At 42.4% G+C, this 13,045-nt stretch carries 10 protein-coding genes; 3 read left to right on the top strand and 7 right to left on the bottom strand.

Features of this window, described 5'->3' with window-relative positions; all coding sequences use genetic code 11:
• Positions 1-102: 102 nt before the first annotated feature.
• On the top strand, positions 103-909 hold the full coding sequence (locus tag Xind_RS03280; RefSeq protein WP_187649479.1) for an inositol monophosphatase family protein: 807 nt from the start codon (positions 103-105) through the stop codon (positions 907-909).
• Between the two features lie 141 nt (positions 910-1,050).
• On the opposite strand, the gene Xind_RS03275 is transcribed toward Xind_RS03280, so the two are convergent.
• The gene (locus Xind_RS03275) at positions 1,051-1,788 is read right to left on the bottom strand and encodes a class I SAM-dependent DNA methyltransferase (RefSeq protein ID WP_047682452.1); all 738 of its coding nucleotides are present in this window, start codon (positions 1,786-1,788) and stop codon (positions 1,051-1,053) included.
• Between the two features lie 293 nt (positions 1,789-2,081).
• Entirely contained in the window at positions 2,082-2,873 is a 792-nt protein-coding gene (gene ybfF / locus Xind_RS03270; RefSeq protein WP_187649478.1) for an esterase, read from the bottom strand.
• A 260-nt stretch (positions 2,874-3,133) separates the two neighbouring features.
• Here ybfF and seqA point away from each other — a divergent pair, with 260 nt between their 5' ends.
• Positions 3,134-3,667: a replication initiation negative regulator SeqA gene (gene seqA, locus Xind_RS03265; RefSeq protein ID WP_047682448.1), complete on the top strand. Its 534-nt coding sequence runs from the start codon at positions 3,134-3,136 to the stop codon at positions 3,665-3,667.
• A gap of 107 nt (positions 3,668-3,774) precedes the next feature.
• The gene (gene pgm / locus Xind_RS03260) at positions 3,775-5,415 is read left to right on the top strand and encodes a phosphoglucomutase (alpha-D-glucose-1,6-bisphosphate-dependent) (protein WP_047682447.1); all 1,641 of its coding nucleotides are present in this window, start codon (positions 3,775-3,777) and stop codon (positions 5,413-5,415) included.
• 60 nt (positions 5,416-5,475) lie between these two features.
• Here pgm and kdpD read toward each other — a convergent pair whose 3' ends face one another.
• The 5 genes from kdpD to kdpF all read right to left on the bottom strand — a co-directional run bounded on the left by kdpD (position 5,476) and on the right by kdpF (position 12,736).
• On the bottom strand, positions 5,476-8,163 hold the full coding sequence (gene kdpD, locus Xind_RS03255; protein WP_187649477.1) for a two-component system sensor histidine kinase KdpD: 2,688 nt from the start codon (positions 8,161-8,163) through the stop codon (positions 5,476-5,478).
• A 3-nt stretch (positions 8,164-8,166) separates the two neighbouring features.
• Entirely contained in the window at positions 8,167-8,748 is a 582-nt protein-coding gene (kdpC, locus tag Xind_RS03250) for a potassium-transporting ATPase subunit KdpC (protein ID WP_187649476.1), read from the bottom strand.
• 89 nt (positions 8,749-8,837) lie between these two features.
• Positions 8,838-10,904 (bottom strand): potassium-transporting ATPase subunit KdpB, encoded by a 2,067-nt coding sequence (kdpB, locus tag Xind_RS03245; protein WP_187649475.1) that lies wholly within the window; start codon positions 10,902-10,904, stop codon positions 8,838-8,840.
• A 32-nt stretch (positions 10,905-10,936) separates the two neighbouring features.
• Complete coding sequence (kdpA, locus tag Xind_RS03240; protein ID WP_187649474.1) at positions 10,937-12,643, bottom strand: potassium-transporting ATPase subunit KdpA; 1,707 nt, start codon at positions 12,641-12,643, stop codon at positions 10,937-10,939.
• Complete coding sequence (gene kdpF / locus Xind_RS20825; RefSeq protein WP_069202319.1) at positions 12,644-12,736, bottom strand: K(+)-transporting ATPase subunit F; 93 nt, start codon at positions 12,734-12,736, stop codon at positions 12,644-12,646.
• Between the last annotated feature and the right edge of the window lie 309 nt (positions 12,737-13,045).

Raw genomic sequence — 13,045 nt, 5'->3', positions numbered from 1 at the left:
TTTAATATGCTTATGTTTTTTTAACGGGACATTATGATGGCTTTAACAATAGAATTGCTTCGTCGGGATGAGATTAATTAAACCTTGAGGAGTTATAAACAGATGTTAGAGATTGCCCTTGAAGCGGTAAATACAATCAGAAAACGAACTCAAGATGCTTTTGACGGTGCGGGACAATTTGATTACAAGTCTGATCATTCTGTTGTCACCCAGACAGATTTAATGCTGGAAACCGAAATTCGCAACATATTAGAAAAACGTAGTCCCGGAGTCCCCATTTTGGGCGAAGAATTTGGGCTAAATGGTGTCGAGAAATTTGAATCCGGCTGGGTTATTGATCCTATAGATGGGACAAGAGCATTTTTGTATGGCGTACCGTTGTTCAGTACGTTGCTGGCTTTTGTTGAGAATGGTGAATCGTTAGTTGGTGTGATTAGTTTTCCGGCCATCTCAACCATTGTTTATGCTTCTCAGGGAGAAGGGTGTTGGATGAGTGTGGAAGGCAAGCCATTACGCCAACTCAAAATTGTTGGGAATTCACCAGAATTTATTGAAAATGCAGTGATTGCTGCTTCTGGAATACACAGTTCCAGCTATAACCTTGTAGACGGTTCGGTTCCTTATAATTTAGATACGTTAGTGAACACTTCCCGTGATTTTATTTTTGTCAATGATTGTTATCAACATGCTATGGTTGCTGCCGGAAGGTTACATTGTGCTATTGATACAATAATGAAACCGTGGGATAGCGCTGCAATTTTGCCCTGTATTAAAGAAGCGGGTGGTGATTTTTGTACACTGAATGGTCGCCGGGAAAAGGTGATGTTTGGTGGTAGCCTGGTATCGGCATGTAATTCAGAATTACTTAATCGGGTAGTGGAGAGAATGAATTCTTCTGTTACTGGTTAAGTAATTCAGAATTTTCTTATTAATTAAATAGCCTATATTCTTAGGCTATTTATTTTTTCCAATTTAATATCCTCTTCATCTTTCAAATTATTATTTTATTGGTTCATTTTGAAAGATGAAGAGATAAATTATTTGATGGTGTTAAAACTGACAAACAAATGCTATATCGTGACAGTTATTTTGGAAATCATCCCAAAAACCTGGTGGGTAACTATCAATATCGCTTTGTAACAGTGTGGGTTTATGCCATGTTAATTGTGTCAATCCTGCTTTATTGCACACTTCTTTATGTTGTTCACGACTCCATTGATACATGGTAAAAGGACTGGGTGGGGTGGTAAGAAATTCTGCCTTGACGAGAGCGCCTTCTTTCCAGGGTTCTTGACTAAGAATATTGACGCGATAATTTATACAGTTTCCTTTTGCTAACCGATAGTCAGGATCAATGGTATAAGCAATCAGTTTACCATTAGGTGCCAGATTCTTTGCGACTGAACGAAACATCATTTCAAGGTCTTCAAGCGATAGCGCATTACAGAATAGCCAAGCTGCAACTATCAGATCAAATTTTCCGAATGATTCCATATTGCAGGCATCTCTTACATGAAATTCGATATTATCACCGTATTGTTGCGATTTGCTTTTGGCAATCTCAATCATGTTATGTGATATATCGACCCCCACAACTCTTGAAGCACCGTGATTTCTGAACAATCGGCTAAAAAGACCATATCCACAGGCTAAATCTAACACGGATTTTCCTTGTATATCCCCTGCCAGATTGAGGATAGTCCGAATTTCGATGTTTATTTGGGCGGCAGAGTCTGAAAAACTCTCATATAGATCTGCGATAGGATTATATACGTTTTTAGGATCCATGGTTTTTATCCTTTAATTAATATCAATTGAAGGGGATATTTTTTACTTGGTAAGAATGAAATTTATTATTGGTGTAGTTTTTCCTGATATTTATTTCGTCACAGAACATTAGTGTATAAATAATAATTTAGATATAATTATTTTTGTATTAGTTATATAGTTTAATAAGTATGGAAATAAGGATTTAATAACTAGAATATTAAAAAATAACTTATTAGCGATAGTGTTGAATATATCTCTTGTTGCTACTAACAGGCGTTCAACCCACGTTTACAGGTGGGTTGATATGATGATTATTCTGTTTCTAAAAATCGATGAATTGCCCTGAGTACGGCTTCGGGTTTTTCTGCATGGACCCAGTGTCCGGCACCGGCTATTACCCATGCGTTAGCTTTTGGGAATTGTCTGATAATATCCTGTCGATATTCCTCGGTAATGTAATCTGAATTTCCACCACGGATGAACAGGGCTGGTTTATGCCATGCCGGGATCGTTTCCCAACCGATGATCTTTTCATATTCTTTTTGCAATACAGGCAGGTTGAACTTCCACTCTCCCTGGCGGAAGGATTTTAATAAAAACGGGATCACACCATCTTCCTGAATATTCTGTCGCATGATATCTGTTGCCGCCTGTCGGGTTTGTACCCCTGCTTCGGTAACTTTGTTCAGTGCTGCGAAAATGCCATCATGTTGCCGAACCTGATAAGCCACGGGGGCTATGTCAATAACTACAATTTTTTCAATTCGGTCCGGGGCAATTGCTGTCATGCTCATCGCAATTTTGCCACCCATAGAATGTCCTATGATGATAGCCTTCGGCACATTTAGTTCATCAAGTAGTTCATCAAGAAGTGCTAAAACGTCCTGAGCCATATCGCGATAATCCATATTTTCCGATTGCGGAGAAATACCGTGATTGCGCACGTCAATTTGAATAACCGGATAATATTGTTGTAAATCTCGGCCTAATATTCCCAAATTGCTCAAATCACCAAAAAGCCCATGAATAAGAATAATTGGTGTGGAGGACAGCGGGTTTTCCGGTTTGTGTAAATGATAATTTAATTGATTGTTTGACTTCATAATTTGCCTGAGTTTAATGCCATTCATACAATGTTTAATATTGTAGAGTTTAATATCATGACACATTAGCATGGACAAATGAAATGGGACAAAATGGCTGTAACTGATTGATTTATTTTAGAGGAAAAGCGACTTTTTTTTCAATTCTCAATTGCGGAAAGAATCACTTTAAGTTATTGAAAGTTTAATTGTTTTGTTTTGTTGCATTATATCTTATAATCCGGGGATAATTTTTTCATTAAGAACAGTACTGGATAGAAATGAAAACGATAGAAGTTGATGAAGACCTTTACCGCTTTATTGCAAGCCAAACCCTGCATATCGGTGAAAGTGCATCTGATATTTTACGGCGCATATTGAAATTGGACGCCGGGCAGCCAGTACAAACTACACAGCCTGCCAGCGAGTCTGTCCCTGTCGATAAAGTATCAAATGTGCGTTCCCGTGATACTGTTCGTGTTATGCGCGAATTATTGCTTTCCGATGAATATGCTGAAAAGAAAAAATCCGTTGAGCGTTTCATGTTAGTGTTGTCTACACTGTATAATTTGGACAGTGAAAATTTCTCCAAAGCAACAGAAGAGATGCACGGCCGTACCCGCACTTATTTTGCAGGCGATGAACATACGTTGCTGGCCAGTGGTAAGCAGACCAAACCTCGTCATATCCCCGGCACCCCTTTTTGGGTGATCACCAATACCAATACTGACCGCAAACGCAGCATGATTGAACATATTATGCAGGGGATGAGTTTTCCAGCAAATTTGATTGAAAAGGTGTGTAGCACTATCTAGTTTAGCTACCTGATTTAGCTAGTTAGTTAGCTCTTTAAACTACTCAGCTTATCTGTTCTATACTGCACTGGAGGGGAATCCAGTGCAGCCTTTCAGGAGAAATTAAAGTGGCAATTCATCCAAGGGCAGGGCAACTGGCCCAGCAGCATGATTTAATTAATGTTGCACTTCTCACTTCACAGTATTACACCATACAACCCCATCCAGAAAACCCGGCACATAACGTTAAGTTCGGTACTTCCGGTCATCGTGGCAGCGCTGGACGCAATAGTTTCAATGAAGCACATATTCTGGCAATTTCTCAGGCTATTGTGGAAGTTCGTCAGCAGCACGATATCACAGGACCATGCTATGTAGGGAAAGACACGCATGCACTTTCTGAAGCTGCATTTATTTCAGTGCTGGAAGTGCTGACAGCAAATGGTGTCGATGTCGTTGTACAGGAAAATAATGGTTTTACACCAACACCTGCCATTTCTCATGCAATTCTGTCTTATAATCGCCAGCGGAAAAATTTAGCAGATGGGATTGTGATCACGCCATCCCATAATCCACCAGAAGATGGTGGGATTAAATACAATCCACCGAATGGTGGCCCCGCGGATACGGATCTGACTTCCGTTATCGAGAATCGTGCTAATGAATTGTTGGCAAATAACCTGAACGGGGTTAAACGCCAGTCTTATGAGCAGGCATTGAAAAGTGAATATCTGCATCCACAAGATTTGGTTGAACCTTATGTGACTGCATTAGGTGAAGTTGTGGATATGGCTGCCATTCAAAAGGCAGGGTTGAAAATTGGTATTGACCCGCTAGGTGGTTCAGGTATTGCTTACTGGCAGCGCATTGGGGAGTACTATGACCTCGATCTGACATTGGTGAATGACAATATTGACCAGACATTCCGTTTTATGACGCTGGATCGTGATGGTGTGATCAGAATGGATTGCTCATCACGTTGGGCGATGGCGGGTTTACTGGAACTACGTGATAAGTTTGATTTAGCTTTTGCCAATGATCCCGATTATGACCGTCACGGGATTATTACGCCAGCAGGTTTGATGAACCCTAATCATTATCTGGCGACAGCAGTGGATTATCTATTCCGCCATCGTCCACAATGGTCTGAAAAAGTTGCAGTGGGTAAGACACTGGTTTCCAGTGCCATGATTGATCGTGTTGTGACTGATCTGGGGCGTGAATTGGTGGAAGTTCCTGTTGGCTTTAAATGGTTTGTTGATGGACTATATAAAGGCGAATTGGGCTTTGGTGGAGAAGAAAGTGCAGGCGCATCTTTCCTGCGTTTTGACGGTACACCATGGTCAACAGATAAGGATGGTATTATTCTTTGTCTGCTTGCAGCAGAAATGATGGCGACTACCGGTGAAAATCCACAGCAACGCTATGATAAATTAGCTGCGCGTTTTGGTACTCCGAGTTATAGCCGCCTTCAGGCACCGGCAAGCCATCAACAGAAAGCACAATTGTCCAAATTGTCACCGGAAATGGTTAAAGCTGATACATTGGCGGGTGACCCTATTACGGCTCGTTTGACAACCGCTTCAGGCAATGGTGCTTCCATTGGTGGGTTGAAAGTGATGAGCGACAATGGCTGGTTTGCTGCTCGCCCTTCTGGCACAGAAGAAGCTTATAAAATCTATTGTGAAAGTTTCCTTGGTGCTGAACACCGTGAAAAAATTGAGCAAGAAGCTCAGGAAATTGTCAATCAAGTACTCGCTGCGAGTTAATTGACGCTTAACAATGATAAAAGGAAAGCCGTAGCTGTGACTGCGGCTTTTCCGTGGAGATTACTCCGCAATAGAACAAAGCGGTAAGGAAAAATGGAAGCTGGCTCCACCTTTTTCATTATTCGTTGCCCATATTTTCCCATTATGGATTTCAATGATGTTATAACAGATCGTCAACCCTAATCCGGCATTAGGTACAGTCGATTTTCGGTGATTATGTGAGAATTTATCAAAGATAGATTGTTCTTGCCCTACTGGAATACCTGAACCTGTATCCCAAACTTCAATATTAACTTGTTTTTTTTCAACAATGGCTTTGATGCCTAATGCTGAGTCTTGATTAGTATGCTTAATAGCATTTTCCAGTAGATTGATAAATACACGCTCTAATAAGGAAGCGTCACACTGTAGCGTTAAATTGGAGGGCAGGGAAAGTTCTACAGGATAATGGCTGAGTGCATAGCTTAATGAATGCAGGGCATTATCAACAATTTTTTCCAACGAATAACAGCCAAAATTGGGCTGAAGGCTGCCTGATTGAATACGTACTATATCCAGAACGTTATTCACCAGATGAGAGGTATTGAGGATTTGTTGGTGAATTTGCTGAAATTGCTTAGCATGATGAGAATTTTCAATGGATAAATCTAATCTCAATGCTTCTGTCTGTTCAGTGAGGATTGTTAGTGGAGTAAGTAAATCGTGGGACAGTGCAGTCAGAAATGCGTTGCGTAATTGTTTCCATTTGTTATCTAATTTGGCTGTTTCTGCACCACGGGCCAAATGTAACCGTTCTAAGGCGTTAGCAATAATTCCAGTAAAAATATGCAGTAACCGCTGTTGTTCCGGTACTAGTAATTGACGAAGGTTAGGTGATTCAATCGCAAGAACAGCAAATACTTGCGACGGAGTTGTTATGGGAATTAACTGATAAGGTACGCCCGGTAGGGTATCCGTACCGGCTCCGGCAGGTTGTTTTTTCTCAAAACACCATTTGGCAATGGCTTCATCAACCAACATTTGCCCACCATTGTAGGATTTCACCTGATATAGGCGGTTATTATTATCCGGCAGTAACAGTCCTGTTTTGGCCTGAAAGCTATTAGATAAAAAGTGGTAGCTGATCCGGGCAACATCTTCTTCATTCAAGGCCCGGCTGAGTTCACGGGTAATTTCATATAAGTGCCGTGTCCGCTGTTCACGATGGCGGGCAACTCTGGCTTGATAACGTATACCCGCGGTCAGGTTTCCCACGACAACTCCTACGATCAACATGACGATAAAGGCGAGCAGGTACTGCATATCTTTAACTGCCAGTGACCAATGTGGCTGAACGAAAAAGAGATCGAAACTGACCACATTGATAAAAGCGGCAAAGACTGAAGGCCAACGTCCATAAAACAGGGAGATGACAACAACGCCGAGTAGGTAGAGTGTTACCAGATTAGCTTTATCAAGAGGCAGTAAAACAGCACGGGAAAATATGGTGATTAAGGCGCACAGTATAATCGCCATCACGAAGCCTTGGATCTGAATGAGCCACTTTTCATTAAATGAGCGGTGATCGGTATGTTCTTTATTATGCGTATGCCAATGTCTTTTGTCTTCCAGAGCAATAATAATGATATCCAGATCGGGGCCAAGTTTGCCTAAACGTTCAACGAAATCAGAGCGCCATCTGCGGTTAAAAATTTTTGAATACAAACTATGGTAACGCCCTACAATGATTTTACCGAGGTTATGTTCTCTTGCGTAACGAAGAATAGCCCTTTCTTTATGAGGCTCAGAAAGTGTAGCGGTTTCTGCTCCCAACTCTTGTGCCAGCCTTAATGCTTTTAAAATAGTACGCCGTTTGACTTCTGGTAGTCGGTGCAGTTTAGGGGTTTCAACGTAAACAGCATGCCAGATACAATCGAGTTTTGCGGCAAGCCGGGCAGCTTTGCGGATCAGTTTTTCATTTCCTTCATTATCACCTATACACAATAGTAAGTTATCCCGTGTATGCCACACTGGCTCTTTTCCCCGTGTATCGCGGAAAGCTCGCATCTGATCATCCACACGATCTGCTGTGCGACGTAAGGCAAGTTCACGTAAGGCGATCAGGTTTCCTTTGCGGAAAAAATGTTCGATAGCTCGTTCCGCTTGACCCGATATATAGACCTTACCTTCGTGGAGTCGCTGGCGCAGATCGTCAGGTGGAAGATCGACTAAAACAACATCGTCCGCACTATCAAATATGTGATCGGGAATGGTTTCCCGCACCCGGATGCCGGTAATGCCACCGACAACATCATTCAGGCTTTCAAGATGTTGTACGTTAATGGTGGTCAGGACATCAATGCCTGCTTCCAGAAGCTCTTCCACGTCCTGCCAACGTTTAGGATGACGGCAGCCTTGAGGATTACTGAATGCTAATTCGTCCATCAAAATAATGGCCGGGCGGCGGGCGATAGCAGCATCAATATCGAATACTGCTATTCTGCGTTTAGCATAGTGGATATGTTTTGGTGGCAGTTGAGGCAAACCTTTCAATAGTGCTGCGGTTTCCTGCCGCCCATGTGTTTCAACGACACCGACAATGACATCCAAACCCTGAGCCAGTAGACGTTGGGCTTCCTGTAACATGGCATAGGTTTTACCTACTCCGGCACAAGCACCAAAAAATATTTTCAGCTTGCCACGTGGTTTCTCATTCGCCAATGTTAGCAGATTGTCTGGGTCCGGGCGTTGTGGTTCGGTCTGATCCATAAGTTATCGGCCTTGTGGTTGCAAGTTATCTAATGCCAGATTAAGTTTCAGAACATTGACTACAGGTTGACCAATATAGTTCGGCAGTGGAGAAGTTGTGTTTTCCTGAATCAGTTTATTAATTACATTTATTGGTATATGGCGGATCGTGGCGATGCGCTGTGCCTGGAATTCGGCTGCTTCAGGTGAAATATGTGGGTCAAGTCCACTACCGGATGCTGTCACTAACTCGACAGGAATTGGTTGGTTTTCCGGGTAGTTAAATAAACGGATTTTAATAATCTGTTGTTGTATTTTATGAAATAAAATCGGGTTAGTCGGTGACAGATTGCTTCCCCCGGATGATAGCGCATTATAGGGCTGTCGGGCGGTCATGGAAGGGCGCCCATGAAAATAGGTGGCTTTGGTGAATTCCTGCCCGATTAATTCAGAACCGATCAATTTTCCATTCTGTTCAATCAATGAACCGATAGCTTTATGGTGAAACAAGGCTGCTGAGATCCCGGTGATCAGCAGCGGATAAGCAATACCGGTGATCAGGGTAAGAAATATCAACAAAACAATGGAAGAACGTAACCAAATCATTTTTGTCACCTTATTACTTGATAGTCAAATTCTAGAATCTAATGATTTGAAAGCTGCATTATCTGAAATTGTTTTATTCAAAATTTGTGTTACTTAAAACCGAGTGCTGTAAGTAGCATGTCAATAAGTTTGATGCCCACAAAAGGCATAAGCAAACCACCAAGACCATATATCCATAAATTGCGCCGCAGAAGCGACAGTGCATTCATCGGACGATAACTGACACCTTTCAGAGCCAATGGCAGTAAAAAGATAATGACAATCGCATTGAAAATAACCGCCGACAGTACTGCCGATTGTGGTGAATGGAGGTGCATGATATTCAGGGTATTAAGCTGCGGATAAGTAACGGAAAATGCGGCAGGAATAATGGCAAAATATTTGGCAATGTCATTAGCAATACTAAATGTGGTCAAAGAACCTCTGGTCATCAGCATCTGTTTACCAATACGTACCACTTCAATTAATTTGGTGGGATTAGAATCCAAGTCCACCATATTGCCAGCCTCTTTGGCCGCTTGAGTACCTGAATTCATAGCAACGGCAACATCAGCCTGAGCCAGAGCGGGAGCATCGTTTGTACCATCACCGGTCATTGCAACCAGGCGCCCTTCAGATTGATATTGGCGGATCAAAGTCAGTTTTGCTTCGGGTGTCGCTTCTGCGAGAAAATCATCAACCCCTGCTTCTGCAGCGATGGCCGCAGCGGTCAGATGATTATCGCCGGTGATCATGACAGTCTTGATCCCCATCCTACGCATTTCATTGAAACGCTCCTTAATACCACCTTTAATGATATCTTTTAGGGCAACGACTCCCAGAACCCGCTGATTTTCGGCAACAACCAGTGGCGTCCCCCCTTTGCTTGCTACTTGCTGTACCAGTAGGTTAATAGCTTCAGGAAATTGACTACGGTTGGCTTCAATATGGCGGCGGATAGCATCAACTGCACCCTTGCGGATCATACGGTCGTTAATGTTGACTCCACTCATGCGGGTCATGGCAGAAAAAGGAACAAACGTAGCGTTTAAGGCACGCAGGTCACGTTCACGCATATTAAAACGTTGTTTTGCCAGGATCACGATGCTACGTCCTTCAGGTGTTTCATCGGCAAGTGAGGAAAGTTGTGCAGCATCAGCCAGTTGTTGTTCCGTCACTCCGGGAGCAGGCAAAAACTGAGATGCCTGACGGTTGCCTAATGTGATCGTGCCGGTTTTATCCAGCAACAGAACATCTACATCACCTGCGGCTTCAATGGCACGCCCACTGGTGGCAATGACATTGGCTTCCAACATGCGACTCATACCTGCAACACCGATAGCAGAAAGCAAACCACCAATGGTGGTGGGAATTAAACAAACTAACAGTGCGATCACCACTGTGACCGTAATGGGAGCACCGGTATGGTTGACTTCAACACTGAATAAGGAAAAAGGGAATAAGCTGGCGCAGGTTAGCAGGAAAATGATGGTGAGAGCGGTAAGCAGAATCGAGAGGGCAATTTCGTTCGGTGTTTTTCGCCGTTTAGCACCTTCAACCATCGAGATCATTCTGTCGAGGAAAGTTTCTCCCGGATTGACAGAACATTCTACGATTAGCCAATCTGATAACACTTGAGTCCCTCCCGTTACGGAGGCAAAATCTCCTCCTGACTCCCGGATCACCGGGGCTGATTCCCCTGTAATAGCACTTTCATTAACCGAAGCACCGCCTTCAATGACTTCCCCATCACAAGGGATAATTTCACCCGCTTCTATGAGTACAATATCGCCTTTGCGTAAACTATCTGACGTGACTTTCTCTTTTGTAGCATCGTGACTGGGCGCGGAAAGTCTGGTGGCCCAGGTTGTTTGTTTTACCCCTTTCAGGCTGGAAGCCTGAGCCTGACTACGTCCTTCTGCCAGCGCTTCCGCAAAATTAGCAAACAGTACAGTGAACCATAACCATAAAGCAATTGACCCGGTAAAGAGTGCTTCACCCTCTGCCTGACCGATTAATATACCGAGCCATAACAAGGTAGTCAGGCAGCTACCAAGATAAACGACAAACATGACCGGATTGTGCCACTGAATGGCCGGATGACATTTTTTTATTGAATCGATAATCGCCTGGCGAATGAGATCGGATTCAAATAATGCCTGTTTTTTATTTCTCATTACTTATCTCACAATGTATCTCACAACTTCACCTAACGTGATAGTTGCCAAAGTTGTAAATGTTCAGCAATAGGGCCAAGAGCTAATGCGGGGATGAAAGTGAGGGCTCCAATCAATAAGATGACCAAAATGAGTAATCCAATGAATAAGGCACTATGCGTTGGTAGCGTACCATTACTGATCGGCTGGCGTTTCTTACTGCTCATGGAACCAGCGATGGACAATACAGGCAGAATGACACCAAAGCGCCCAAGAAACATCACTACTCCTAAGAGCAGATTGTAAAATAGGTTGTTGGCTTCCAGGCCAGCGAAAGCACTACCGTTATTATTTGCCGCAGATGTGACAGCATAAAGTATTTCTGTGAAACCGTGCGCTCCGGGATTGGTTACGGCAGCTCGTCCCACATTAAACGAAACTGACAGTGCCGTTCCTAGCAAGATAAGAGAGGGAGTAAATAGAATTGCAAGAGCGACCATTTTCATTTCATGAACATCAATTTTCTTGCCCAAATATTCAGGAGCACGACCTATCATCAAACCCGCAATAAAGACGGCTAACAGAACAAATAGCAACATGCCATAGAGCCCGGCGCCTACGCCACCAAATACGACTTCGCCAATTTGCATTAACCAGAGTGGTATCATGCCCCCTAATGCCGTGAAAGAATCATGCATTGCATTGACTGCTCCACAAGAGGCTGCTGTCGTGATTATGCTGTAAAGAGAGGAAACAAGAATACCAAAGCGGCTTTCCTTTCCTTCCATATTGATATTGCTGTTGACTCCTAATTGCATGAAATGGGGATTACCGGCAGTTTCGGCGTACATCACAACAGATACAGAAACAAGGAAGATGATACTCATTGCCCAGAGTAAGGCATAGCCCTGGCGATTATCTCCGACAACCAGACCAAATGCGAAACACAAGGCGCTAGGGATCAGGAAAATTGCAAGCATTTGTACAAAGTTACTGATGGCATTTGGGTTTTCAAAAGGATGTGCTGAATTTGCTCCAAATATGCCCCCGCCATTTGTTCCCAATAATTTGATAGCTTCCTGAGAAGCAACCGGTCCCATAGGGAGCAGTTGCTGCTGTCCTTCAAGGGTATGGATTGCAACATAGGGAGAGAAATTTTGAATCACGCCCTGGCTGGCAAAGATAAGAGCAAAAATGATCGCCAGAGGTAACAGTAGATATAACGTGATACGAGTGATATCAACCCACGCGTTCCCCAGAGTTTTTACACCCTGACGGGAAAATGCTCGTATTAAGGTAAACGCAATAGCAATACCTGTAGCGGCTGACAGGAAGTTTTGCACTGTTAATCCTGCCATTTGGCTCAGATAACTGAGGGTGTTTTCGCCACTGTAGGCTTGCCAGTTAGTATTAGTTATAAAGCTAATTGCTGTATTGAGTGCCAAATCCCATTTCATACCTGCAAAATGTTGTGGATTGAGTGGCAGATATTTTTGACTTATCAGCAGGATAAATAATAACAACAAGCCTGCAACATTGAATATAATAATGGCAAATGTATATTGCCACCAGTTCATTTCTTTGAAGTTATTGCCAGGTTTTTGTAACCCACAACAACGCCATAGGATTATTTCTGTATTTGTAATCCAGCGAGGTAATTCTCCTTCGATTAGGTTAGCGATAAAATTTCCAAGAGGTTTACTTAATATAAATAGAAATAATAAGAAAGTGGCTATCAGCAGAAAAGAAGAGGCTTCCATTTAGAAATCCTCCGCATTTAATAGCGCATAAATCAAATAGAACAGTAATAGCACTACCAGGATCGCGCCAACAATAATGAGTAATTTATTCACCACTTATCTCCTTGTTTACTTCTTAATAGCTGTTTACTTCTTAATAAAAACAGACGGTTGAAAATAAAAGTGACTATATAAAGAAGATTAAAAAGAGAGCCTGCAAACGTAAAATATAAATGAATTTGATTGATTCAATGTCATAAAAAATAAGTTTAGCAAATCCCAGTAGGTTAATTTTATGTTTTTAAAATGTTTGTTTTGTTTCTGTTTAAGTGTTTTTTTGTAGTTAAATTACGTGCCGACAAAAAAAGAGTGATTTTAGGCACTAAAAAAGTGGTCTGATCAGTAGTAAAATTTCATTTCATT

Source organism: Xenorhabdus indica (assembly GCF_014467235.1).
GTDB lineage: Bacteria > Pseudomonadota > Gammaproteobacteria > Enterobacterales > Enterobacteriaceae > Xenorhabdus > Xenorhabdus indica.
Note: the sequence above shows the minus strand (reverse complement) of the source record. Positions and strands in the feature narration are given on the sequence as shown.

What these genes read in the sequence shown, in the direction of transcription:
- Xind_RS03280 (WP_187649479.1), top strand. Translation starts at nt 103, where the DNA reads ATGTTAGAGATTGCCCTTGAAGCGGTAAATACAATCAGAAAACGAACT.
- Xind_RS03275 (WP_047682452.1), bottom strand. Translation starts at nt 1,788, where the DNA reads ATGGATCCTAAAAACGTATATAATCCTATCGCAGATCTATATGAGAGT.
- ybfF (WP_187649478.1), bottom strand. Translation starts at nt 2,873, where the DNA reads ATGAAGTCAAACAATCAATTAAATTATCATTTACACAAACCGGAAAAC.
- seqA (WP_047682448.1), top strand. Translation starts at nt 3,134, where the DNA reads ATGAAAACGATAGAAGTTGATGAAGACCTTTACCGCTTTATTGCAAGC.
- kdpD (WP_187649477.1), bottom strand. Translation starts at nt 8,163, where the DNA reads ATGGATCAGACCGAACCACAACGCCCGGACCCAGACAATCTGCTAACA.
- kdpC (WP_187649476.1), bottom strand. Translation starts at nt 8,748, where the DNA reads ATGATTTGGTTACGTTCTTCCATTGTTTTGTTGATATTTCTTACCCTG.
- kdpB (WP_187649475.1), bottom strand. Translation starts at nt 10,904, where the DNA reads ATGAGAAATAAAAAACAGGCATTATTTGAATCCGATCTCATTCGCCAG.
- kdpA (WP_187649474.1), bottom strand. Translation starts at nt 12,643, where the DNA reads ATGGAAGCCTCTTCTTTTCTGCTGATAGCCACTTTCTTATTATTTCTA.